This is a genomic window from Enterobacter sp. IF2SW-B1 (genome assembly GCF_001743375.1).
GTDB lineage: Bacteria > Pseudomonadota > Gammaproteobacteria > Enterobacterales > Enterobacteriaceae > Enterobacter > Enterobacter bugandensis.
Map to the genome: position 1 here is coordinate 473,084 of NZ_MJAA01000002.1, position 24,214 is coordinate 497,297.

At 56.6% G+C, this 24,214-nt stretch carries 17 protein-coding genes and 3 tRNA genes; 10 read left to right on the forward strand and 10 right to left on the reverse strand.

Annotated elements, in window-relative coordinates; all coding sequences use genetic code 11:
- Positions 1-110: 110 nt before the first annotated feature.
- From ptrA to recD, 3 genes are read left to right on the forward strand one after another with little or no spacing between them, the layout of a single operon-like run.
- A complete protein-coding gene (gene ptrA / locus A6013_RS06650; RefSeq protein WP_069732754.1) occupies positions 111-2,993 on the forward strand; it encodes a pitrilysin in 2,883 nt (960 codons plus the stop codon).
- Positions 2,990-6,532 (forward strand): exodeoxyribonuclease V subunit beta, encoded by a 3,543-nt coding sequence (gene recB / locus A6013_RS06655; protein ID WP_069732755.1) that lies wholly within the window; start codon positions 2,990-2,992, stop codon positions 6,530-6,532. The genes ptrA and recB overlap by 4 nt, the downstream gene beginning before the upstream one ends.
- Positions 6,529-8,349: an exodeoxyribonuclease V subunit alpha gene (recD, locus tag A6013_RS06660; RefSeq protein WP_045260899.1), complete on the forward strand. Its 1,821-nt coding sequence runs from the start codon at positions 6,529-6,531 to the stop codon at positions 8,347-8,349. The genes recB and recD overlap by 4 nt, the downstream gene beginning before the upstream one ends.
- Positions 8,350-8,370: 21 nt before the next feature.
- Here the strand turns inward: recD and argA are convergent, their stop codons facing one another.
- Complete coding sequence (gene argA / locus A6013_RS06665; protein ID WP_014885072.1) at positions 8,371-9,702, reverse strand: amino-acid N-acetyltransferase; 1,332 nt, start codon at positions 9,700-9,702, stop codon at positions 8,371-8,373.
- Positions 9,703-9,928: 226 nt separating this feature from the next.
- Between argA and amiC the strand changes: the two genes are divergently transcribed.
- Complete coding sequence (gene amiC, locus A6013_RS06670; protein WP_014885071.1) at positions 9,929-11,182, forward strand: N-acetylmuramoyl-L-alanine amidase AmiC; 1,254 nt, start codon at positions 9,929-9,931, stop codon at positions 11,180-11,182.
- Positions 11,183-11,270: 88 nt separating this feature from the next.
- Here amiC and A6013_RS06675 read toward each other — a convergent pair.
- The 3 genes from A6013_RS06675 to A6013_RS06685 form a co-directional block, all read right to left on the reverse strand.
- A tRNA-Met gene (locus tag A6013_RS06675) sits at positions 11,271-11,347 on the reverse strand.
- 33 nt (positions 11,348-11,380) lie between these two features.
- A tRNA-Met gene (locus A6013_RS06680) sits at positions 11,381-11,457 on the reverse strand.
- Positions 11,458-11,491: 34 nt separating this feature from the next.
- A tRNA-Met gene (locus A6013_RS06685) sits at positions 11,492-11,568 on the reverse strand.
- A gap of 209 nt (positions 11,569-11,777) precedes the next feature.
- On the opposite strand from A6013_RS06685, the gene mltA reads away from it, so the two are divergent.
- Both mltA and tcdA read left to right on the forward strand, forming a co-directional pair.
- A complete protein-coding gene (mltA, locus tag A6013_RS06690) occupies positions 11,778-12,875 on the forward strand; it encodes a murein transglycosylase A (RefSeq protein WP_028014275.1) in 1,098 nt (365 codons plus the stop codon).
- Positions 12,876-12,950: 75 nt separating this feature from the next.
- Positions 12,951-13,757, forward strand: coding sequence for a tRNA cyclic N6-threonylcarbamoyladenosine(37) synthase TcdA (gene tcdA, locus A6013_RS06695; RefSeq protein ID WP_006811804.1), 807 nt, complete (start codon positions 12,951-12,953; stop codon positions 13,755-13,757).
- On the opposite strand, the gene csdE is transcribed toward tcdA, so the two are convergent.
- The gene (csdE, locus tag A6013_RS06700) at positions 13,748-14,194 is read right to left on the reverse strand and encodes a cysteine desulfurase sulfur acceptor subunit CsdE (RefSeq protein ID WP_047364461.1); all 447 of its coding nucleotides are present in this window, start codon (positions 14,192-14,194) and stop codon (positions 13,748-13,750) included. The two genes, tcdA and csdE, sit on opposite strands and share 10 nt — an antisense overlap.
- A complete protein-coding gene (gene csdA / locus A6013_RS06705; RefSeq protein ID WP_047367470.1) occupies positions 14,194-15,399 on the reverse strand; it encodes a cysteine desulfurase CsdA in 1,206 nt (401 codons plus the stop codon). Before csdA ends, csdE begins: the two co-directional genes overlap by 1 nt.
- A 192-nt stretch (positions 15,400-15,591) precedes the next feature.
- Here csdA and A6013_RS06710 point away from each other — a divergent pair, with 192 nt between their 5' ends.
- From A6013_RS06710 to rlmM, 4 genes are all read left to right on the forward strand, one after another.
- Positions 15,592-15,819, forward strand: coding sequence for a YgdI/YgdR family lipoprotein (locus A6013_RS06710; RefSeq protein WP_008499648.1), 228 nt, complete (start codon positions 15,592-15,594; stop codon positions 15,817-15,819).
- 349 nt (positions 15,820-16,168) lie between these two features.
- Entirely contained in the window at positions 16,169-17,086 is a 918-nt protein-coding gene (gcvA, locus tag A6013_RS06715; RefSeq protein ID WP_014885066.1) for a glycine cleavage system transcriptional regulator GcvA, read from the forward strand.
- A 39-nt stretch (positions 17,087-17,125) separates the two neighbouring features.
- Positions 17,126-17,521: a DUF423 domain-containing protein gene (locus A6013_RS06720; RefSeq protein ID WP_028014272.1), complete on the forward strand. Its 396-nt coding sequence runs from the start codon at positions 17,126-17,128 to the stop codon at positions 17,519-17,521.
- Complete coding sequence (rlmM, locus tag A6013_RS06725; protein WP_028014271.1) at positions 17,514-18,614, forward strand: 23S rRNA (cytidine(2498)-2'-O)-methyltransferase RlmM; 1,101 nt, start codon at positions 17,514-17,516, stop codon at positions 18,612-18,614. The genes A6013_RS06720 and rlmM overlap by 8 nt, the downstream gene beginning before the upstream one ends.
- A 62-nt stretch (positions 18,615-18,676) precedes the next feature.
- On the opposite strand, the gene xni is transcribed toward rlmM, so the two are convergent.
- The 4 genes from xni to ppnN all read right to left on the reverse strand — a co-directional run bounded on the left by xni (position 18,677) and on the right by ppnN (position 24,152).
- Positions 18,677-19,432, reverse strand: a complete 756-nt coding sequence (gene xni, locus A6013_RS06730; RefSeq protein WP_028014270.1) for a flap endonuclease Xni — start codon at positions 19,430-19,432, stop codon at positions 18,677-18,679.
- A gap of 112 nt (positions 19,433-19,544) precedes the next feature.
- Positions 19,545-20,912, reverse strand: coding sequence for an L-serine ammonia-lyase II (sdaB, locus tag A6013_RS06735; RefSeq protein ID WP_028014269.1), 1,368 nt, complete (start codon positions 20,910-20,912; stop codon positions 19,545-19,547).
- A 65-nt stretch (positions 20,913-20,977) separates the two neighbouring features.
- A complete protein-coding gene (locus tag A6013_RS06740; protein WP_028014268.1) occupies positions 20,978-22,273 on the reverse strand; it encodes an HAAAP family serine/threonine permease in 1,296 nt (431 codons plus the stop codon).
- Positions 22,274-22,787: 514 nt separating this feature from the next.
- Positions 22,788-24,152, reverse strand: coding sequence for a nucleotide 5'-monophosphate nucleosidase PpnN (gene ppnN / locus A6013_RS06745; protein ID WP_069732756.1), 1,365 nt, complete (start codon positions 24,150-24,152; stop codon positions 22,788-22,790).
- Positions 24,153-24,214 lie beyond the last annotated feature (62 nt).

The following is a 24,214-nucleotide window of genomic DNA, read 5'->3' on the forward strand; positions in this document are numbered from 1 at the left end:
AGGGCGTGAATCTCCGGGAGCTTACATGAGTAAGTGACTGGGGTGAACGCATGCAGCCGACGCACATGCAACTTGAAGTATGACGGGATAGCCGTGATAAAGAGGTCGTAATGCCAGGCAGCACCTTGTTCAAAGCGTTTGTTTTGTTTGTCGCCCTTTGGGCTCCCGTCACTCAGGCAGACTCCGGTTGGCAACCCGTTCAGGAAACTATCCGTAAGAGCGAAAAAGATACCCGTCAGTATCAGGCTATCCGCCTCGATAACGGTATGACCGTGCTGCTGGTTTCCGATCCGCAGGCGGTGAAATCCCTCTCGGCGTTAGTGGTGCCGGTTGGATCGCTGGAAGATCCTGAGGCGCATCCGGGGCTGGCGCATTACCTCGAACACATGACGCTGATGGGCTCTAAAAAATATCCGCAGCCGGATAGCCTTTCTGAATTCCTGAAAATGCACGGCGGCAGCCACAACGCCAGCACGGCACCGTACCGCACGGCCTTTTATCTCGAAGTCGAAAATGACGCGCTGGCAGGGGCGGTTGATCGTCTTGCTGATGCTATCGCCGCGCCGCTGCTGGATAAAAAATACGCCGACCGCGAGCGCAATGCCGTCAATGCGGAGCTGACCATGGCCCGTACCCGGGACGGTATGCGTATGGCGCAGGTCAGCGCCGAGACCATCAACCCGGCGCATCCGGGCTCACGTTTCTCGGGCGGTAACATGGAGACGCTGAGCGATAAACCGGGAAGCCCGGTCATTGACGCCCTGCATGCGTTTCGTGACAAATACTACTCCGCCAACCTGATGAAGGCGGTTATTTACAGCAACAAACCGTTGCCGGAGCTTGCCGGACTGGCTGCACAAACGTTTGGCCGGGTGCCGAATAAAAATATTGACCTGCCGAAGATAGACGTACCGGTTGTCACGGACGCGCAAAAAGGGATCGTCATCCACTACGTCCCTGCCATGCCCCGCAAAGTGCTGCGCGTTGAGTTCCGCATTGATAACAACACAGCCCAGTTTCGCAGTAAAACCGACGAGCTGGTGACCTACCTGATTGGTAACCGCAGCCCGGGAACCTTATCTGACTGGCTGCAAAAACAGGGGCTGGTGGAAGGGATCCGCGCCGATTCCGATCCCGTGGTAAACGGCAACAGCGGCGTGCTGGCGATCTCCGCCACCCTGACCGACAAAGGTCAGGCCAACCGTGATGAAGTGGTGGCGGCTATCTTTAGCTACCTCTCTTTACTGCGCGAGAAAGGCGTCGATAAGCGCTATTTTGATGAACTCGCGCACGTGCTGGATCTCGATTTCCGTTACCCGTCCATTACCCGCGATATGGATTACGTGGAGTGGCTGGCGGATACCATGATCCGCGTGCCGGTGGCGCACACGCTCGACGCGGTCAATATTGCCGATCGTTATGATGCCGAGGCGGTAAAAGCGCGCCTGGCGATGATGACGCCGCAAAATGCCCGCATCTGGTACATCAGCCCGAACGAACCGCATAACAAGACGGCATACTTTGTTGATGCCCCTTATCAGGTCGACAAAATCAGCGACCAGACCTTCGCCGACTGGCAGAAGAAGGCCGGTGAGATTGCGTTGAAGCTGCCGGAGCTGAACCCCTATATCCCGGATGATTTCTCGCTGATCAAAACGACTAAGGATTATCCGCACCCGGAGCTCATTATTGATGAACCGACGCTGCGCGTGGTGTATACCCCAAGCCGTTATTTTGCGAGCGAGCCAAAGGCCGATGTCAGCGTGGTCCTGCGTAACCCGAAAGCGATGAACAGCGCCAAAAATCAGGTGATGTTCGCGCTCAATGACTATCTGGCCGGTATCGCGCTCGATCAGCTCAGCAACCAGGCGGCCGTGGGCGGGATCAGTTTCTCCACCAACGCCAACAACGGTTTGATGCTTAATGCAAATGGCTATACTCAGCGTCTGCCTCAGCTTTTCAAGGCACTGCTCGAGGGGTACTTCAGCTATACGCCAACGGAAGAGCAGCTTGAGCAGGCTAAATCCTGGTATGCGCAGATGATGGATTCTGCAGAAAAGGGCAAAGCTTACGATCAGGCGCTTATGCCGGCACAAATGCTGTCGCAAATACCTTATTTCCAGCGTGAAGAACGCCGTGCCTTGCTGCCATCAATCTCATTAAAAGAGGTGCTGGCTTACCGTGACTCGCTAAAAACCAACACGCGCCCGGAGTTTCTTATCGTCGGCAACATGAGCGAAGATCAGGCCAAAACGCTGGCAGAAAATGTTCGCACGCAGCTCGGTTCGAAAGGGGACGAGTGGTGCCGTAACCAGGACGTGCTGGTTGAGAAAAAACAGAATGTGATCTTTGAAAAAGCGGGGAGCAGCACCGATTCCGCGCTGGCCGCGGTGTTTGTGCCAACGGGCTATGATGAATTCGCAAGCTCTGCGCAGAGCGCCGTTCTGGGTCAGATTATTCAGCCGTGGTTCTATAACCAGCTGCGCACAGAAGAGCAGCTTGGCTATGCGGTATTTGCTTTCTCAATGAACGTGGGGCGTCAATGGGGGCTGGGCTTCCTGCTGCAAAGCAGCGACAAACAGCCGGCCTATCTCTGGCGCCGCTATCAGGCGTTCTTCCCGCAGGTGGAAGCAAAACTGCGGGCCATGAAGCCGGAAGAGTTTGCTCAGATCCAGCAGGCCGTCATCGCGCAGGTGATGCAGCCGCCGCAGACGCTGGGCGAAGAGGCGTCACAGCTGAGCAAAGATTTCGATCGCGGTAATCTGAAATTTGATTCGCGTGATAAAGTAGTGGCCGAGATAAAACAGCTGACGCCGCAGAAGGCTGCCGATTTCTTCCATCAGGCCGTGATTAAGCCGCAGGGCATCACTATCCTGTCTCAGGTTTCCGGTAGCCAGAACGGGAAAACGGACTACGTGAACCCGAAAGGCTGGAAAGTCTGGAAGAGCGTCAGCGCGTTGCAGCAATCTATGCCCTGGAGTAAGAAAGAATGACCGATACCGCTGAGTCCCTTGATCCCTTACGTTTACCTCTGCAGGGTGAACGATTGATTGAAGCCTCAGCGGGAACGGGAAAAACCTTCACCATCGCCGCGCTCTATCTGCGCCTGCTGTTAGGCCTTGGCGGTAACGCCGCTTTTCCTCGTCCTTTGAGCGTTGAAGAGCTGCTGGTCGTTACCTTTACCGAGGCCGCCACCGCTGAGCTGCGCGGCCGTATTCGGACCAATATCCACGAACTGCGCATCGCCTGTCTGCGCCAGAGCACGGATAACCCTCTTTACGCGAGCCTTCTGAAAGAGATTGCCGATAAGCAACAGGCAGCCCAGTGGCTGCTCCTCGCAGAAAGGCAGATGGACGAAGCGTCCGTCTTCACCATTCACGGTTTTTGCCAGCGCATGCTGAGCCTGAATGCGTTTGAATCCGGCATGCTGTTTGAGCAGCAGCTTATTGAAGATGAATCCGTGCTTCGCTATCAGGCCTGCGCGGATTTCTGGCGTCGCCACTGCTATCCGTTACAGCGGGATATTGCGGAAGCGGTACATGCGTTGTGGAAGGGGCCCGAAGCACTGTTGCGCGCCATCGATCGTTATCTTCAGGGGGAAGCGCCGGTCATCAAATCTCCGCCCCCGGCGGATGAAACCCTGGCCTCACGCCATGAAAAAATCATCGCTAAAATTGCCGACATCAAACAAAAATGGATTGAGTCAGTCGGTGAGATTGACGCGATCATCGAGAATTCCGGGATCGATCGACGTAAATTCAATCGCGGCAACCAGGGCAAATGGATCGAGAAGATCAGCGCGTGGGCGCAGGAAGAGACGCGCGGTTACCAGCTCCCGGATGCGCTGGAGAAATTCTCCCGGCGTTTCCTGGTTGAGCGGACCAAAGCCGACGGCATCGTGCCTGAACATCCCCTGTTTCTGGCGATTGAAACCCTGCTGGCGGAGCCCCTGACGCTCAACGATCTGATGATCACTCGCGCCATGACGGAGATCCGCGACGCCGTCGCGCGTGAAAAGCGTCGCCGGGGCGAGCTGGGGTTCGACGATATGCTGAGCCGACTTGATGCGGCGCTGTGCAGTGAAAATGGCGAAGCGCTTGCCGCTGCGATTCGCACCCGCTTCCCGGTGGCAATGATTGACGAATTTCAGGACACCGACCCACAGCAGTACCGCATTTTCCGCCGTATCTGGCGCCAGCAGCCCGGCACCGCGCTGTTGTTAATCGGCGATCCTAAGCAGGCCATTTACGCCTTCCGCGGTGCGGATATTTTCACCTACATGAAAGCCCGCAGCGAGGTTGATGCGCACTACACGCTCGACACCAATTGGCGCTCTTCTCCCGGCATGGTGGAAAGCGTCAATGCGCTCTTCAGCCGCATGGATACGGCGTTTATGTTCCGGGAGATCCCTTTCCAGCCGGTCAAGTTCGCCCCTAAAAATACCGCGTTGCGCTTCGAGGTTAATGGCGAAACTCAGCCAGCCATGAACTTCTGGCTACTTGACGGGGAAGGCTGGGGCGTCGCGGACTATCAAAATGCTATGGCCCAGCACTGTGCGGCGCAAATTAGGGACTGGCTCAGCGCAGGCGCGCGCGGCGATGCGCTGCTGTGGAAGGAGGATAAACCAGCCCCGGTAAAGGCATCTGATATCACGGTGCTGGTGCGCAGCCGTCAGGAGGCCGCGCTTATCCGCGACGCCCTGACGCTATTGAATATACCGTCCGTCTACCTCTCCAACCGCGACAGCGTTTTTGAAACGCTGGAAGCCCTCGAGATGCTATGGCTGCTGCAGGCTGTGCTGGCCCCGGAGCGTGAAAGCACGCTCCGCAGCGCCTTAGCGAGCGCGATGCTCGGGCTGAACGCGCGTGACATTGATGCGCTTAATACTGACGAATCCGCGTGGGATGCCGTGGTAGAAGAGTTTGTGCGCTACCGTGAAAAATGGCAGAAGCGCGGCGTGATGGCGATGGTGCGCGAGCTCATGGCACATCGTCACATTGCGGAAAACATGCTGGCGACAGCGGGCGGCGAGCGCCGTCTGACCGATATTTTGCACATCAGCGAGCTGCTCCAGGAAGCGGGTACGCAGCTGGAGAGCGAGCATGCTCTGGTGCGCTGGCTGGCCCAGCAGATTGCCGACCCTAACAGCAATTCTTCCAGCCAGCAGATGCGCCTCGAGAGCGATAAACATCTGGTGCAGATCGTCACCATTCACAAGTCGAAAGGCCTGGAGTATCCGCTGGTCTGGCTGCCGTTTATCGCTAATTATCGCGTGCAGGACCAGGCTTTTTACCACGATCGCGAGTCGTTCGAAGCGGTACTCGACCTCAGCAATGCGGAGTCCAGCGTCGAGCTGGCCGAAGCCGAGCGTCTCGCGGAAGACCTGCGCCTGCTATATGTGGCGCTGACCCGTTCGGTCTGGCACTGTTCCCTGGGCGTCGCGCCGCTGTTCCGGCGCCGTGGCGAAAAGAGCGGCGAGAGTGATTTTCATCTGAGCGCGCTGGGGCGGCTTATTCAGCGCGGCGAGCCTAAAGATGCCGCAGGGCTGCGCCAGTGCATCGAATCACTTTGCTCAGAGCATGTTGCCCTGCATATTCCCTCCCAGCCCGACAGCAGCCGCTGGCAGACGCCGGAGCAGGGAGAGTCAGCGCTGCATGCCCGCGAGGTGGCTCGCACAATCGCTGACGACTGGCGCGTTACCAGTTACTCCGGTTTACAGCAGCACGGACAGAGTATTGCGCAGGATCTGATGCCAAAACTGGACGTGGATGCCGCTGGGGCCGGGAGCGTGCCCGTCGAGCCGGCGCTCACGCCGCATCAGTTTCCGCGCGGCGCCTCGCCGGGCACGTTTTTGCACAGCCTGTTTGAAGAGCTGGATTTTACCCAACCGGTATCAGAAGAGTGGGTGCTGAAGATGTTACAGAGCGGCGGCTACGACGCACAGTGGCAGCCTGTTCTCACTGAATGGATCCGCGCTGTTCTGCACGCGCCGCTCACGGCGCAGGGGATCTCGCTGAGCCAGTTGACCGCCAAAGATAAGCAGGTGGAGATGGAGTTTTACCTCCCCATCGCCAGCCCGCTCAGGGCCGAGGCGCTTGATGCGCTGATCCGCGAGTACGATCCGTTATCCGCCGGGTGTCCGCCGCTGAATTTCCGCCAGGTGCAGGGGATGCTGAAAGGCTTTATCGACCTGGTTTTCCGCCATGAAGGGCGCTACTACCTGTTGGATTACAAATCGAACTGGCTTGGAGCAAACAGCGAAGCTTATACCCAGCAGGCGATGGCCTCAGCGATGCAAATGCATCGCTACGATCTGCAGTATCAGCTTTACACCCTGGCGCTGCACCGTTACCTGCGCCATCGCATGGCCGATTATCGCTATGAAGATCATTTTGGCGGCGTCATTTACCTGTTTCTGCGCGGCGTGGATGCTAACGACCCGCGTTCGGGTATCTTCAGCACCCGCCCGGCTGCGGAGTTGATTGAAAAGATGGATAACCTGTTTGCTGCAAGCTCGGAGGAAGTAGCATGACGATGCAGGCGCTACTGCTGGACGCAATTGAACAACGTGCACTTCGCCACCTGGACGTACAATTTGCCATGATGGTGGCGGGCGAAGAGCCTGCCGTCATGCTTGCCGCGGCGATCCTGAGTAAAGATGCGGGAGAAGGGCATGTCTGTCTGCCGCTTTCACGTCTGGTGGTGGATGAGAAAATGCCGCCGGCTTTACAGGCGTGTTTCGCGCTTCTGGGTGAGGCAGTGGACTGGCAAGAAATATTACTCCGCTCTCCCGCCGTCAGCAGCGCCGATACCGGTACGCCAATGATTTTGACGGGTGAACGTTTGTATCTGAACCGGCTGTGGCGTAACGAACTGACGGTGGCGCGCTTTTTCAGCGAGACCAATGCTCCGCTCCCGTGCGATGAAGCACTGCTCCGGCAAACGCTGGATACGCTGTTTACCTCTGACGACGAGACAGACTGGCAGAAAGTGGCGGCAGCAGTGGCGTTAACGCGGCGGATATCGGTGATTTCGGGCGGGCCGGGCACCGGTAAAACGACCACCGTGGCTAAGCTGCTTGCCGCGCTGATTCAGTTATCGGGTGAGCAAAAGTGTCGTATCCGCCTGGCGGCACCCACCGGTAAAGCGGCTGCACGTCTGACGGAGTCGTTAGGCGGCGCGCTGCAAAAACTGCCGCTCACCGGGGAGCGGCTTGCGCTTTTCCCTAACGAAGCCAGCACGCTGCACCGCTTGCTCGGTGCGCAGCCGGGTAGCCAGCGTCTGCGCTACCATGCCGGTAACCCGCTGCATCTGGACGTGCTGGTGGTGGATGAAGCATCGATGATTGACCTGACGATGATGTCGCGTTTGATTGATGCGTTGCCGCCGCACGCGCGCGTCATTTTCCTCGGCGACCGCGATCAGCTTGCCTCCGTGGAGGCCGGGGCCGTGCTGGGCGATATCTGCACCTATGCCAGCCTGGGGTATACCGCTGAACGCGCTGAGGAGCTGGCGCGCCTGACCGGATGTTCGCTCGCGGCTGAAAACCATTTACTTGCGGGGGCGCTGCGCGACAGCCTGTGTCTGCTGCAAAAAAGCTACCGTTTTGGCAGCGACTCCGGCATTGGTCAGCTTGCGGCGGCGGTGAACCGGGGCGACCGGCACGCTACCTGTGCGGTATTTGACGGTACCTTTACCGATATAGAGAAAAAATCGCTGCAAACCGGGGAAGAGTATCAGGCGATGCTGGATGACGCCCTGCTGGGGTACCAACATTTTCTGACGGGCGTACAGCAGCAAAGCACGCCGGAGCAGGTCATTGCCGCGTTTGGCGAATACCAGCTGCTCTGCGCACTGAGGGAAGGGCCCTTTGGCGTCAGCGGCCTGAACGACAGGCTGGAACAGCTGCTGGCTCAAAAGCGTAAAATCAACCGTACTCCGCACTCGCGCTGGTATGAAGGCCGGCCGGTGATGATCTCCCGCAACGACAGCGCGCTGGGGTTGTTTAACGGGGATATCGGGATTGCGCTCGATCGCGGGCAGGGGCTCCGCGTCTGGTTCCAGATGCCGGACGGTAGCGTGAAGTCCTTCCAGCCGAGCCGTTTGCCCGAGCATGAAACTGCCTGGGCGATGACGGTGCATAAATCCCAGGGTTCTGAGTTTAACCATGCGGCACTTATCCTGCCCACACAGCTTTCCCCTGTCGTTACTCGCGAGCTGATCTATACCGCCATTACGCGCGCGCGTCAGCGCCTGTCGCTGTATACCGATGAACGGGTGCTGGTACAGGCGATTGCCACCCGCACGGAACGCCGAAGCGGGCTGAGCGCGATATTTGACTCCCTATGAACGACGCCGGCAAAGAAAGGATTACCCCAGGTCGGCCATCAGCACTTTCGAACGGCGCTGATAGTTGTACATCTCTTTCTTCGTTTCCGGCAGAGAATCAATATCCACCGGCGTGAACCCGCGCTCCTGGAACCAGTGAATGCTGCGCGTCGTCAGGACGAACAGCTTGCTCAGCCCCATCTGACGCGCCTGTGCCGCCACGCGCTCAAGCAGCATTTCGCCGCGTGAAGAGCTGCGGTAATCCGGGTGCACCGCCACGCAGGCCATTTCTCCGATTTTCTCTTCCGGGAACGGATAGAGGGCGGCGCAGGCAATGGTCAGGTTATCGCGCTGGATAATGGTGAATTTGTCGATCTCCATCTCCAGCTGCTCGCGGGAGCGACGAACCAGAATACCCTGCTGTTCCAGCGGACGGATCAGCTCCAGAATGCCACCGATATCGTTGATGGTCGCGCGGCGAATCTGCTCTGCACTTTCCATCACAATCTGGGTGCCAATACCGTCGCGGGAGAACAGCTCCTGCAGCAGAGCTCCGTCTTCCTGATAGCTGATCAGGTGACTACGGCGCACGCCGCTGCGGCAGGCCTTCACGGCGCCACGCAGGAAGCGGACGGTGCCGGAGTGGTAATCCCCTTCGGCTTCCAGCGCTTCAACGCGGGCCTGCGCTTCATTCGGGAAGAGTTCCGGCACAATCACCCCTTCATCGTTTACGACGCCCTGGGAGGAGCAAAACCCAATCATTTTTTCCGCCTTCAGCTTGATCGCCAGCTGGGTGGCAATCTCTTCGGACGTCAGGTTAAAGCTTTCACCGGTTACGGAAACCGCCACCGGCCCCATCAGGACAATGGCACCGCTGTCGAGCTGACGGTGAATGGCCTCTTCATCAATACGACGAATGCGGCCGCTGTGGCAGTAATCCACGCCATCGTCCACGCCGAGCGGCTGGGCAATGATAAAGTTGCCGCTCACGACGTTGATATGCGCGCCCTGTAGCGGCGTGTTGTTCAGGCTCATCGACAGGCGAGCGGTGATATCCAGCTGCAGCAGACCCGCCGCCTGCTTCACCAGCTCCAGGGTTTTGGCATCCGTGACGCGGGTATGTTTGTGGTAAATCGGCTCGTGGTGGTGAGCGGCCAGGTTGGCGTCGATCTGCGGGCGCGCGCCATAGACCACCACCAGGCGGATCCCGAGGCTGTGCAGCAGGCCAATGTCATTGACGATGCTGGAAAAATTTTCATGCTCAATGGCTTCGCCGCCCAGCATGATGACAAACGTTTTTCCCCGGTGGGCGTTGATATAGGGAACAGAATGGCGGAATCCCTGGACCAGTTCGGTTCTACGTTCCTTCACCATGGCACAACCCTTAATGAATGTTTATTCGTAATTTATGTATTTTTATTCGATTGTGGGCGCGTGTGCAAGTGCAAATTTTCTGCGACCTACAGAAATTAATAAGTAATCCGTGCGTTAACGTATGATTGTTTACCCTTTTATAGATGACAGTTTATGCGTCATTCGTTAAAGTTTTCGGTCAATCTGCACTTTTGTATATCAGTTTGTTTTCTTGCTCGGGAGAAGCATGTCGGGATCCAATTCAGCAATAAGCCGCCGCCGTTTGTTAAAAGGGGCCGGGGCAATGTGGTTGCTTAGCGTCAGCCAGGTCGGTCTTGCCGCCACGAGTCAGGTGGTGGCGGTGCGCGTCTGGCCGTCGTCGACCTATACGCGCGTGACGGTTGAATCCAATCGCGTGCTGAAATATAAGCAATTTGCCCTCAGCAACCCTGAACGCGTGGTGGTGGATCTCGAAGGGGTGAACCTCAACTCCGTGCTGAAAGGCATGGCGGCGCAGATCCGCGGTGACGATCCGTTTATTAAATCGGCGCGCGTCGGGCAGTTTGATCCGCAAACCGTGCGCATGGTGTTTGAGCTTAAGCAGAACGTTAAGCCGCAGCTGTTCGCCCTGGCGCCCGTCGCGACGTTTAAAGAGCGTCTGGTGATGGATCTTTACCCGGCGAATGCGACGGATATTCAGGATCCGCTTCTCGCTCTGCTGGAGGATTACAACAAAGGCGATCTTCAGCGTCAGGTGCCGCCTGCGCAAAGCGGCCCGCAGCCGGGGAAAGCAGGGCGCGATCGTCCGATTGTGATCATGCTCGATCCCGGCCACGGCGGCGAAGACTCCGGTGCGGTGGGGAAATACCATACGCGTGAAAAAGACGTGGTGCTGCAAATTGCCCGTCGTCTGAAGGCGTTAATTGATAAAGAAGGCAATATGCGCGCCTACATGACGCGTAATGAGGATGTCTTTATTCCGCTGAAGGTGAGGGTGGCGAAAGCGCAGAAGCAGCGTGCCGATCTGTTCGTCTCGATCCATGCGGATGCCTTTACCAGCCGCCAGCCGAGCGGCTCGTCGGTGTTTGCGCTCTCAACCAAGGGCGCGACCAGTACCGCGGCGCGATACCTTGCGGACACCCAGAACGCCTCGGACCTGATCGGTGGCGTGAGCAAAAGCGGCGACCGCTACGTCGACCACACCATGTTCGACATGGTGCAGTCCCTGACCATTAACGACAGCCTGAAGTTTGGTAAAGCGGTGCTGGGCAAGCTGGGGAACATCAATAAGCTGCACAAAAACAGCGTTGAGCAGGCCGGGTTTGCGGTGCTGAAGGCACCGGATATCCCGTCCATTCTGGTAGAAACCGCGTTTATCAGTAACGTTGAAGAAGAGCGTAAGCTCAAGACGGCAAAGTTCCAGCAGGAGGTGGCGGAGTCGATTCTGGCGGGGATACGGGCCTATTTCTCAGACGGGGCGACGCTGGCGCGGCGCGGGTAGGTTTTTAGCTGGGTGAAATGCCCGGCAAATTCACAAACGGCAGATACAAAAAAACACCCTTAAGGGTGTTTATTGTTTTTAGAAGTGTTGGTTGCGGGGGCCGGATTTGAACCGACGACCTTCGGGTTATGAGCCCGACGAGCTACCAGGCTGCTCCACCCCGCGGCACCGTACTTCTTATCTTTTCTAAAATTTGATTGGTTGCGGGGGCCGGATTTGAACCGACGACCTTCGGGTTATGAGCCCGACGAGCTACCAGGCTGCTCCACCCCGCGTCACCGTACTGCTTATACTTCATCAAATTTTAATTGGTTGCGGGGGCCGGATTTGAACCGACGACCTTCGGGTTATGAGCCCGACGAGCTACCAGGCTGCTCCACCCCGCGTCCGTGGAAGCGCACTATACTCGGATAGGTTTGTGATGCAACCCCTTTTTCACATAAATCATTAACTTTGTATGTAAAGTGAACGGCATTGCGACATTTAGACTATTTTTTGCTCTGAATTTGCCAAAGGGCATGCGATCGCATTTCATTCGCTTTGTCGGTTTGTTATCTTCATCACGCGGAAATGGGCAACTTAAAGACGAGATATAATGAAAGGACGTTGGGCGAAGTATCTGATGGCGGGCGCAATGGTAGCGATTCTTGCGGCCTGTTCTTCCAAACCGACCGATCGCGGTCAGCAGTATAAAGACGGGAAGTTATCCCAGCCTTTCTCTTTAGTTAATCAGCCTGACGCCGTTGGCGCGCCGATCAACGCCGGTGATTTCTCCGAGCAGGTCTATCAGATCCGCAATGCGTCGCCGCGTCTGTATAGCTCACAAAACAATGTTTATAGCGCGGTACAGGACTGGCTGAAGGCGGGCGGCGATACGCGCAACATGCGCCAGTTTGGTATTGATGCCTGGCAAATGGAAGGGGCAGATAACTACGGCAACGTCCAGTTCACCGGCTATTACACGCCCGTGGTTCAGGCGCGACACACGCGCCAGGGCGAGTTCCAGTACCCTATCTACCGTATGCCGCCAAAACGCGGCCGTCTGCCGTCCCGCGCCGAAATCTACGCCGGTGCGCTGAGCGAAAACTACGTCCTGGCCTACAGCAACTCCCTGATGGATAATTTCATCATGGACGTGCAGGGCAGCGGCTACATTGATTTTGGCGACGGTTCACCGCTTAACTTCTTCAGCTATGCCGGGAAAAACGGCCATGCCTACCGCAGCATCGGTAAGGTGCTGATTGACCGCGGCGAAGTGAAAAAAGAAGATATGTCGATGCAGGCGATCCGCGAGTGGGGCGAAAAGCACAGTGAAGCCGAGGTGCGCGAGCTGCTGGAGCAGAACCCATCGTTCGTCTTCTTCAAGCCGCAAAACTTCGCGCCGGTGAAAGGGGCCAGCGCTGTGCCGCTGATTGGCCGCGCGTCGGTGGCATCGGATCGTTCTATCATTCCTGCGGGTACCACGCTGCTGGCGGAAGTCCCTCTGCTCGACAACAACGGCAAGTTCAACGGCAAATATGAGCTGCGTCTGATGGTAGCCCTGGATGTTGGCGGAGCGATTAAGGGCCAGCACTTTGATATCTATCAGGGCATTGGCCCGGATGCCGGTCACCGTGCAGGCTGGTATAACCACTACGGACGCGTATGGGTGCTGAAGGCCGCGCCGGGCACCGGAAACGTATTCAGCGGCTGATTGTGGTATTCTGAGCGCAATACGGATTACTGTTCAGGGTGAGGAAAACCTCACCCTTTTTACATCTGAGGTTTTATGTCTGTGGTAATCAGCGATGCCTGGCGCCAGCGTTTTGGCGGCACGGCACGTCTCTATGGTGAAAAAGCCCTGCAGCTGTTTGCGGATGCGCACGTCTGCGTCGTGGGCATTGGCGGTGTCGGCTCCTGGGCGGCGGAAGCGCTGGCGAGAACCGGGATTGGCGCAATCACGCTGATTGATATGGATGACGTTTGTGTGACCAACACTAACCGTCAGATCCACGCCCTGCGTGATAACGTCGGCCTGGCGAAGTCCGAGGTGATGGCGGAGCGCATTCGCCTCATCAATCCGGAGTGTCGGGTGACGGTGATCGACGACTTTGTGACGGCAGATAACGTCGCGGAGTACATGAGCAAAGGCTACAGCTATGTGATTGATGCCATCGACAGCGTGCGGCCTAAAGCGGCGCTGATCGCATACTGCCGTCGTTACAAGGTGCCGCTGGTCACGACCGGCGGCGCGGGCGGGCAAATCGATCCCACGCAGATCCAGGTTGCCGATCTGGCGAAAACCATTCAGGATCCGCTGGCTGCCAAGCTGCGTGAACGCCTGAAGAGCGACTTCAATGTGGTGAAGAACAGCAAGGGCAAGCTGGGCGTCGACTGTGTGTTCTCCACCGAAGCGCTGGTCTACCCGCAGGCGGATGGTTCAGTTTGTGCGATGAAAAGCACGGCGGAAGGGCCAAAACGCATGGACTGCGCGTCAGGCTTTGGGGCGGCCACCATGGTAACCGCCTCTTTTGGCTTTGTGGCGGTCTCTCACGCCCTGAAGAAGATGATGGCGAAGGCGGAACGTCAGGCCTGAGCCTGACGTGCGGCGTCCAGCACCGCGTCGCTGAGCGCGATCAGGCCCTGACCGCGCGAGGCGCTAAGCTGCGCGCGCAGCCCCAGTTCGTCGAACAGCGCCAGCGGCGAGTGCGTTAACAATTCCGCCGCGCTTTTCCCCTCAATGGCGGTTAACAGGACCGCCAGCAGGCCCCGGACGATGCGCCCTTCGCTGTCGCCGAAGAAATGCAGCTTCTCGCCGGAGACGCTCACGCCCAGCCAGACGCGGTTTTCACAGCCCGCAATCTCTTTCGCCTGCGCTTTAAGATCGTCGGAAAGAGCTGGGAGCTGTTTACCCAGCAGGATCAGCTGACGATATTTATCTTCCCACTGCTGGAGCGGGGCGAAGGTCTGTTTTAAGGTCTCTTCAGTGATGACCGTGCCAAACGGATGTCCGGCTAAAGCAGCGCTAGTCATTAATCCACCAGTATTTCAAGGGCGCGGTCAACGGCGCTAACCAGCGCGTCGACATCGCTTTGGGTATTATAGGGCGCAAACGAGGCGCGCAGCGTACCGCTGACGCCGAGCGCCGCCAGCAGCGGCTGGGCGCAGTGCTGTCCTGCGCGCAGGGCAATGCCGTATCCGGCCAGCAGCGTCACCATATCGCTATGATGCACGCCAGCAAAATCAAAGGCGAGCAGGCTGGAATCCTGAACGCGGAACGAGCGGAAACCCGGGCGTTTTTTCAGTTCTTCCTCAGCCAGCGTCGCCAGCCCTCGGCTCCAGCTTTCCGCCTGAACCGCGTCCGTTTCCGCCAGCCATTCAAGTGCGGCGCTCAGGCCGATGACCCCGGCCACGTTCGGCGTGCCCGCTTCCAGACGGTAAGGCACCTCCTGCGTTTTAAAACCGTCGAAGGTCACCTCGGTAATCATTTTGCCGCCGCCGAGCCACGGCGTCATTTTTGCCAGCAGTTCCGGTTTACCGTACAGCGCGCCAATCCCGGTTGGCCCGTAGAGTTTGTGCCCGGAGAAGGCGTAGAAGTCGATATCCAGCGCCTGCACATCAGCGGGGAAATGAACCACGCCCTGAGCACCGTCGACCATCACCACCACGCCGCTGGCATGGGCAATCTCAATGGCGCGAGCCAGATCCGGACAGCCGCCGGTGACGTTGGACATCTGCCCCAGCGCCAGAATGCGGCTGCGGGGGTTAATCAGCTCAGGGAGACGGGCCACGTCAGGCAGAAAGTCTGCACTCAACGGGAGCTTAACAACGCGCGCGCCCGTTTGCTCAGCCACCATCAGCCAGGGCACCAGGTTAGCGTGGTGCTCTGCTTCGCTGACAATGATCTCGTCCCCTGGCTGCAGCAGCGGGCGGGCATAGCTCTGGGCCACCATATTGATGGCTTCGGTCGTGCCGCGCGTCCAGACGATATTTTTCCCGCTTTCGGCATTGATCAGGCGTGCAACCTGATCGCGTGCGGCTTCATAGCGCGCGGTCAGGCGCTGCGCTTCGGCAAACTGGCTGCGATGTACGTTGCCGGCGCTCAGGCTGTAGAACTGCTGCGTGGCCTCGATCACCGCCTGGGGCTTCAGGGCCGTGGCGGCGCTATCAAGATAAATACCGGCATCGGCCAGCGCCGGAAACTGTGCGCGAAACTGCGCAGGACTGAAAGCGTTCATGGAATTCCTCGTGTCGATAGAGAGATCGTCGCGCAATTTCAGCGGCAGGGCAAGAAGGTTGATATCTATCAGATTTGTCTGCTTATCCTGGCGACCTCGAAAAAGCAGGTTATGCTAAATAGTGTTAGGCGGATGTTTTAGCCTGTTATAAATCGAGGTTTGAATAGCATTAATTGCTAAAGGAGAATAATCATGAATAAGACAGCTGCAATCATTTCTGCCTGTGCGTTTACTTTTGCCCTGAGCGCCTGTTCTGGTAACAACTACGTGATGCACACAAACGATGGTCGTTCTATCGTTTCGGAAGGGAAACCGACTACCGATAACGATACCGGGATGATTTCGTACAAAGATGCTAACGGGAACAAGCAGCAGATCAACCGCACGGACGTGAAAGAGATGAAAGAGATCGAGCATTAACCGATCGCAGGCGAAAAAAAAGCACCGCAAATTGGCGGTGCTACATTAATCACTATGGACAGACAGGGTAAATGTACAGGAAGTGAAAAATTGGTAGCGTTGCTACCGTGGTCTGAATCGCAGACCAATTGCAAACACAACAACACAACATCACAACCGTAAGCCAAAAGCCCTTCAGAACACGCATTCCGAAAAAAGCTCTTCGTTCCGGCTCAGGAAGTGCCGCCACTATAGGTATTTGCTGGTAGTTCCTCAACGGACAAATTATAATGGCTCAGATAAAAAAAACTAATAGGTTAAACGTTGTTTCCTGTTTGTTAAATTCCGTTAACATCTAAGCCAGATAACCATGTCAAAGCGATTGCCACCCCTTAATGCATTACGCGTTTTTGATGCAGCAGCACGTCACCTGAGCTTCACCCGTGCGGCAGATGAGCTTTTTGTGACACAGGCCGCAGTAAGTCACCAAATCAAGTCCCTGGAGGATTTCCTGGGCCTTAAGCTGTTCCGCCGACGCAATCGTTCCTTGCTGTTGACCGAAGAGGGGCAGAGCTATTTTCAGGATATTAAAGAGATTTTTTCCCAGCTCACGGAAGCCACGCGTAAGCTGCAGGCCCGCAGTGCAAAAGGTGCCCTGACTGTTAGTTTATTGCCCAGTTTTGCCATTCAGTGGTTGGTGCCAAGACTCTCAAGCTTTAACTCAGCTTATCCGGGGATCGACGTTCGAATCCAGGCGGTGGATCGTCAGGAAGACAAGCTGGCCGATGATGTAGATGTCGCCATTTTTTATGGTCGCGGCAACTGGCCGGGCTTGCGTGTCGAGAAATTATACGCAGAATATCTGCTGCCGGTCTGTTCGCCTCTGCTATTAACAGGCGACAAGGCGCTGAAAACACCCGCTGACCTGGCGCAGCATACGCTTTTACATGATGCCTCTCGCCGCGACTGGCAAACTTATACCCGTCAATTAGGTCTTAGTCATATAAACGTGCAGCAGGGCCCCATTTTTAGCCATAGTGCGATGGTGCTACAGGCTGCCATTCACGGACAGGGCGTGGCGTTGGCGAACAACGTGATGGCGCAGTCCGAAATTGAGGCAGGCCGTCTGGTTTGCCCTTTTAATGATGTACTGGTCAGCAAGAATGCATTTTATCTGGTTTGTCATGACAGTCAGGCAGAACTGGGTAAAATAGCCGCCTTCCGGCAGTGGATACTGGCGAAAGCGGCAAGCGAGCAAGAAAAATTCCGCTTCAGGTATGAACAATAACGTTTGTGTGCCGGGCACGCATTAATTCAGGACTTAAACATGACCAGCCGATTCATGCTGATTTTTGCCGCGGTGAGTGGCTTTATTTTTGTTGCACTGGGCGCCTTTGGCGCGCACGTATTGAGCAAGTCTTTGGGCGCCGTCGAGATGGGCTGGATCCAGACCGGCCTTGAATACCAGGCGTTTCATACGCTGGCTATTTTTGGGCTGGCGGTGGCGATGCAGCGCCGGATAAGCATCTGGTTTTACTGGAGTAGCGTATTTATGGCGCTGGGTACCGTGCTGTTTAGCGGCAGCCTTTACTGTCTGGCCCTCTCGCATTTGCGCCTGTGGGCGTTTGTTACACCTGTCGGCGGCGTGAGCTTCCTGGCGGGTTGGGTATTAATGTTTATCGGAGCTATCCGTCTGAAACGCAAGGGCGTTGTTCATGAATAAGGTTGTTTTATATTGTCGCCCGGGGTTTGAGAAAGAGTGCGCCGCGGAAATTACCGATAAAGCGGCGAAGCGCGAAGTCTTCGGCTTTGCTCGCGTAAAAGAAAATGCGGGCTATGTGGTATTCGAGTGTTATCAGCCTGAAGACGCCGACAAGCTGGCGCGCGAGCTGCCGTTCAGCTCGCTGATTTTCGCCCGCCAGATGTTCGTCGCGGGTGAGTTGCTGAAAGATCTTCCGCCGGAAGATCGCATCACGCCGATTGTGGGCATGCTGCAGGGCGTGGTGGAGAAGGGCGGCGACCTGCGCGTTGAGGTTGCCGATACCAACGAAAGCAAAGAGCTGATGAAGTTTTGCCGTAAGTTCACCGTGCCGCTGCGCGCAGCGCTGCGTGACGCGGGCATACTGACAAACTACGAAACGCCGAAGCGTCCGGTGGTGCATATCTTCTTTATCGCACCGGGCTGCTGCTATGCGGGCTATTCGTACACCAATAACAATTCGCCATTCTTTATGGGCATCCCGCGCCTGAAGTTCCCGGCAGATGCGCCGAGCCGTTCAACCCTGAAGCTGGAAGAGGCGTTTCACGTCTTTATCCCGGCAGATGAGTGGGACGAGCGTCTTGCTAACGGCATGTATGCCGTCGACCTTGGCGCGTGTCCGGGCGGCTGGACCTATCAGCTGGTGAAACGCAACATGTGGGTGTCGTCTGTGGATAACGGCCCAATGGCGCAAAGCCTGATGGACACAGGACAGGTCACCTGGCTGCGAGAAGACGGTTTCCGCTATCGCCCAACCCGCAACAACATCTCGTGGATGGTGTGCGACATGGTTGAGAAGCCGGCAAAAGTGGCCGCGCTGATGGCCTCCTGGCTGGTGAACGGCTGGTGCCGTGAGACCATTTTCAACCTCAAGCTGCCGATGAAAAAGCGCTACGAGGAGGTATCCCAGAACCTGGCCTATATTCAGGCACAGCTGGATGAGCACGGTATTAACGTGGAGATCCAGGCGCGTCAGTTGTACCACGACCGCGAAGAGGTGACGGTACACATCCGTCGCTGGTGGGCGGCTGTAGGCGGACGTCGCGACGAGCGATAGTGCGTGCTTTGTTTTGCCCGGTGGCGCTGCGCTTACCGGGCCTACAAAACCGTGTTGACGTTTTAACGTTCTAACCGCAACTGCTGTAAATTCCCGTCCAGCTGTAAATCTGTCTGTAGCGTCGCCACCTCGCGGCAGATAAACGCCATCTCTTTATGCGCCTCCAGCTTCTTGCGCCACTTTTCAGGCACCTCATCCAGACGGGCGTAAATCCCTTCCAGACTCTGAAAATCGGTCAGCAACTGGGCGGCGCTCTTTGGTCCAATACCGGCGACACCCGGAACCTTAGAGCTGCTGATGCCTGCCAGACCCCAATAATCCGGCAGTTGCTCAGGCAAGACGCCGAACTCGCTGGCAATAAACGGCGCGTCCAGCCAGCGTTTTTGAAAATAGTCGCGAATGCGGATAGTTGGGGAGAGCAGCTGGCAGTAGCCTTTGTCAGTTGAAACGATAGTGGCCTGATGCCCGGCACTTGCCACTTTTACGGCCAGGGTGGCCGCGAGATCGTCGGCTTCATTGCCCTGTGCACCCCAGCAGGGGACGCCACGCTGCTCAAAGGCGGCACGCAGGGCGGGCATTTCGGCATGCAGATCGTCCGGCATCGGCGCGCGTCCGGCTTTGTAGTCGGGCAAGCGCTGATGTCGCCAGCCGCTGTTGCGCGCTTCGTCATCAAACACGGCCACGACGTGCGTCGGCTCGCTGTGGCGAATAAGCTGCTCCAGCGCGTGCAGGCAGGTGTCCTTGCAGGGCGTGCCTTGTACCGCATGGATTCGGCGAATCAGATTGAGCGCGTCGACGATAAGCAAATGAACAGCCACAGATATTCTCCCTTAAATCTAATGGGTAAAGGGTATCACTGTCGGCAGGATGAAACGAATAGCGTGAGGGAAAACATGAAGAAGCCTCGCAAAACGAGGCTTCCTGAGAGGCTTAATCGCAGGTTACGATCTTCATCGCCAGGCCGCCGCGAGAGGTTTCGCGGTATTTGGCGTTCATATCTTTACCGGTTTCGTACATGGTTTCGATAACTTTATCGAGACAGACGCGCGGCTCACTGGTGCGGCGCAGCGCCATACGCGCCGCGTTCACCGCTTTGACGGAGGCGATGGCGTTACGCTCGATGCACGGCACCTGTACCTGTCCGGCAACCGGATCGCAGGTTAGCCCCAGGTTATGTTCCATGCCGATTTCCGCAGCGATGCAGACCTGCGCCGGGCTTGCGCCCAACAGTTCCGCCAGGCCCGCCGCCGCCATGGAGCATGCCACGCCGACTTCGCCCTGACAGCCTACTTCCGCACCGGAAATGGAGGCGTTCATTTTATACAGAGAACCAATCGCGCTGGCGACCAGCAGGTAGCGCGCCAGGGAGTTAGCGTTCACTTCACGGATAAACTTGTCGTAGTACGCCAGCACGGCCGGAACGATACCGCAGGCACCGTTGGTTGGCGCCGTGACGACGCGGCCCCCTGCGGCGTTCTCTTCGTTCACCGCCAGGGCGAACATGTTGATCCAGTCGACGACGGCCATCGGGTCCGTTGTCGTTTTGTCGGTGCTTACCAGCATACGGCGCAGCGCCGCCGCACGACGCGGTACGCGAAGCTTGCCCGGCAGAACGCCTTCGGTGGTGATCCCGCGCTCAATGCCGCCGCGCATCACTTCCCAGACGCTAGCGAAGTGCTGTTCCAGCTCCTCTTTGCTGTGAAGGGCCAGCTCGTTTTTCATCATCAGGCCGGAGAGGGAAAGCCCCGTCTCCTGGCAGTGGCGCTGGAGATCTGCCGCGGTTTTGTACGGATACGGGACCTCAACAGAAGAGGTGGTGGTTTGACCAAAGTGGTCTTCGTCAACGATAAAGCCGCCGCCGATGGAGTAATACGTCTGGCTGTAAACCGCTTTGTCGCCGGCCAGCGCGGTAATGCGCATGCCGTTTTCGTGCAGCGACAGGTTGTCCGCATGGAAATTCATGCAGTGGTCAACCGGGAATTCAACCTCATGCTCACCGTTTGCCAGCAGCAAACGACCGTGGGTGTTCACGTCCTGGATGAAGCCAGGGATCGCGTCAATATCAACGGTATCCGGCAGATTTCCCGCCAGGCCCATGATAATGGCGATATCGGTATGGTGGCCTTTCCCGGTCAGGGAAAGCGAGCCGTACACATCGACAACCACGCGGGTGATGTCGTGCAGAATGCCGCGTGCAATCAAGTCATCCGTGAACTGCTTACCGGCTTTCATTGGTCCGACGGTGTGAGAGCTGGAAGGACCAATACCGATTTTGAAAATATCGAATACGCTAATCATGATGCGTCCATTGCTTTCAGTCAGAGGGGGAGGAGTGCGCCGCCCGAAGGCGGCGCGGGCGTTCATCAGAACATGGTGTACAGGGAGTAGAAGATCGCAGAGATAGCGATAAGGCCCATGATAACCACAAACACGTTGCTGACCTGGCCGCTGTACTTGCGCATGGCAGGCACTTTCTGAATCGCGTACATCGGCATCAGGAACAGAATCATCGCGATAACCGGGCCACCCAGGGTTTCAATCATGCCCAGGATGCTTGGGTTCAGGGTCGCTACCGCCCAGGTGGTGAGCAGCATGAACAGTGCAGTGATTTTGTTCAGCTTGTTGATTTCAATGCTCTTGCCTTTACCGCGCAGAGATTTAATCACCATACCGTTGAAGCCTTCCCGCGCACCCAGGTAGTGGCCCAGGAAGGATTTGGTGATGGCGATCATCGCGATGATCGGTGCCATCCACGCAATCAGCGGTGCGTTAAAGTGGTTCGCCAGGTAAGACAGAATAGAGATGTTCTGTTCTTTCGCTGCCGCCAGATCCGCCGGGGAGAGGCTCAGTACGCAGCTGAAGACGAAGAACATCACGGTCAGCACCATCATCACGTGAGCGCGGGCCAGGATGCTGGAGCACTTCTTCTCTGCACCATTACCGTACTCTTCGCGTTTCGCCACGGCGAAAGAGGAGATGATTGGGGAGTGGTTGAAGGAGAAGACCATTACCGGGATCGCCAGCCACAGGGTCATCAGCAGGCCGTTACCGGTCGCAGACGCGCTGCTCAGGGACAGGGTTTCCAGCGCTGCACCGTTCCACTGTGGGATCAGGTAGCAGGCCAGCAGCATCAGCGCAGCCACAAACGGGAAGACCAGCACGCTCATGGCCTTAACAATCATCTGCTCGCCGAAGCGCACGATGGTCATCATGCCGACGATCAGGATCAGAGACAGAATGGCACGCGGTGGCGGCGTCATGTGCAGCTGGTGCGTCATGAAGCTTTCAACGGTGTTGGTGATCGCCACGCTGTAGACGAGCAGGATTGGGTAAATCGCGAAGAAGTAGAGCAGGGTAATCAGTTTACCTGCGCCAACGCCGAAATGTTCTTCAACCACTTCGGTGATGTCTTCGCCCGGGTTTTTACCGGACAGCACGAAGCGGGTCAGACCGCGGTGTGCGAAGTAGGTCATCGGGAAGGCGATGATGGCCATGATGATCAGCGGAATCAGACCGCCGACGCCTGCGTTGATAGGAAGGAACAGTACACCAGCGCCGATTGCCGTGCCGTAAAGGCCCAGCATCCACATGGTATCCGTTTTGCGCCAACCACTTCGGGATTCAATCGAAGCAACGGTGCTGGTTTGAGTGGTTTCCATCTGTATCTCCTGGAGGAAGCAAATTGTCAGGTTTTTAGTCAAATCCGATGAAAAAGTGCCTGACGGTAATATGAAATTCGTTCAGTGACGGTTTTTTAATAATTTTCGCCCGTAACTATTGGCGGGCGGAAAGATACATTCTCGTTATGAATCTATCAGTGATCGCGATCCCAAATGCAATAATCCACTTATGATGTGGGCATCTTTAGACCATTTATCTGTTAAAAAAACATCAAATAGAATTTACGGGCGCGAAGGCTACCACCAACGACATGTGGGCTAAAAGAGCGGCCCGCAATATAGGTGTCTTCCGCTGTAAAGATATGGCTTTTTAGGATTTTCTTGCGAGTAATTTAGTTTAAGGCTGATAAATTACGGTTGTTAAATGGAGGTAATCGATTGCGTTCGCCGTAAGTTTGTTAAAGTTATAAGTGAGGCCTATGAATTGATTCGCTAATAAAAAAGCCGGGACCCGCTACAGGGTGCCCCGGCTTTGAGAAGAAGAAACTGAGCGTTACGTGCAGATTTCGTAGCACGGAATGTAGGCTGAACCCGGCAACTTCATGCGGTGTTGAGCCACAAAGCCCTGAAGCATGTCGTCCATACGGCGCATCATCTCCGGGTCGCCGTGGATCTTGTACGGACCATACTGCTCAATCGCGCGGATGCCCATCTCCTTCACGTTGCCCGCCACAATCCCGGAGAAGGCGCGACGCAGGTCGGCGGCCAGCACTTCCACCGGCTGGTCCGGGAAGAGTTTCAGGTTCGCCATATTTTCATGGGTCGGCTCGAACGGGATCTGCAGGTCAGGCGCAATACGGATTGACCAGTTAAAGCTGTACGCATCACCGGTATCACGACGATTCTCTTTCACCAGCGGCATCGCTTTTTTCATCTGGCGCGCCACTTCCGCCGCATCATCAATGATGATGCGATAGTGACGACGCGCGGCTTCTCCCAGCGTATGCACGATAAACTCGTCCAGCACGCGGAAGTAGTCGGCGCTCTCTTTCGGGCCGGTCAGGATCAGCGGTAGAACCTGATCTTTGTTGGCCGGGTTCATCAGAATCCCCAGCAGATAGAGCAGCTCTTCCGCCGTTCCCACGCCGCCCGGGAAGATGATAATCCCGTGAGCGATACGAACAAACGCCTCAAGACGCTTCTCGATATCCGGCATGATAATCAGCTCATTGACCAGCGGGTTAGGCGGCTCAGCGGCGATGATTGACGGCTCGGTCATGCCGATAAACCGCCCCTCTTTGTAACGCTGCTGCGCATGACCCACGGCTGCACCTTTCATTGGTGCTTCCATTGCACCCGGACCACAGCCGGTACAGATATTCAGCTCGCGCAGGCCAAGCTGCGTTCCGACCCGACGGGCATAGAGATATTCGGTTTCGTTAATCGAGTGGCCGCCCCAGCAGACGACCATGTTTGGTGCTTCGCCAACGTGCAGGGCGCGGGCGTTGCGCAGTATAGAGAACACCAGGTTGGTGATATGAACGGAGCTTTCCAGGTCGAGATGCTGGAAGCGGCCCGCGTTGTGAATCTGCCCGTTAACAAACAGGATGTCGCGCAGGACGGCAAACAGGTTGGCCTGAAGGGAACGAATGATACGTCCGTCGACAAAGGCCTCTTCCGGCGGGTTGATCACTTCCAGTTTCACGCCACGCTCGCGGCGCAGCACGTTAATATCAAAGCTTTCGAAGCGGGACAGCAGTTCTTTACTGTTATCTGTCAGGCTTCCGGAGTTCAGTACGGCAAGTGAACAGTTACGAAACAGTTGATAAAGATCGCTGCTGGCCGTGCGTTTAAGCATGTCCACTTCCAGCTGCGACAACATATCCATTGAGCCAAGCGGGCTAATATGTGTAATCAAGTGAGCTCCTTATGGGACGATTATCGTCATTCCCTTTGATTACAATAGCCCTGGCGCGTGAC

Coding starts and splice junctions, on each gene's coding strand:
- recD (WP_045260899.1), top strand. CDS start 6,529: ATGACGATGCAGGCGCTACTGCTGGACGCAATTGAACAACGTGCACTT.
- A6013_RS06720 (WP_028014272.1), top strand. CDS start 17,126: ATGACCAGCCGATTCATGCTGATTTTTGCCGCGGTGAGTGGCTTTATT.
- amiC (WP_014885071.1), top strand. CDS start 9,929: ATGTCGGGATCCAATTCAGCAATAAGCCGCCGCCGTTTGTTAAAAGGG.
- ptrA (WP_069732754.1), top strand. CDS start 111: ATGCCAGGCAGCACCTTGTTCAAAGCGTTTGTTTTGTTTGTCGCCCTT.
- A6013_RS06710 (WP_008499648.1), top strand. CDS start 15,592: ATGAATAAGACAGCTGCAATCATTTCTGCCTGTGCGTTTACTTTTGCC.
- A6013_RS06740 (WP_028014268.1), bottom strand. CDS start 22,273: ATGGAAACCACTCAAACCAGCACCGTTGCTTCGATTGAATCCCGAAGT.
- sdaB (WP_028014269.1), bottom strand. CDS start 20,912: ATGATTAGCGTATTCGATATTTTCAAAATCGGTATTGGTCCTTCCAGC.
- recB (WP_069732755.1), top strand. CDS start 2,990: ATGACCGATACCGCTGAGTCCCTTGATCCCTTACGTTTACCTCTGCAG.
- csdA (WP_047367470.1), bottom strand. CDS start 15,399: ATGAACGCTTTCAGTCCTGCGCAGTTTCGCGCACAGTTTCCGGCGCTG.
- csdE (WP_047364461.1), bottom strand. CDS start 14,194: ATGACTAGCGCTGCTTTAGCCGGACATCCGTTTGGCACGGTCATCACT.
- argA (WP_014885072.1), bottom strand. CDS start 9,702: ATGGTGAAGGAACGTAGAACCGAACTGGTCCAGGGATTCCGCCATTCT.
- gcvA (WP_014885066.1), top strand. CDS start 16,169: ATGTCAAAGCGATTGCCACCCCTTAATGCATTACGCGTTTTTGATGCA.
- rlmM (WP_028014271.1), top strand. CDS start 17,514: ATGAATAAGGTTGTTTTATATTGTCGCCCGGGGTTTGAGAAAGAGTGC.
- tcdA (WP_006811804.1), top strand. CDS start 12,951: ATGTCTGTGGTAATCAGCGATGCCTGGCGCCAGCGTTTTGGCGGCACG.
- mltA (WP_028014275.1), top strand. CDS start 11,778: ATGAAAGGACGTTGGGCGAAGTATCTGATGGCGGGCGCAATGGTAGCG.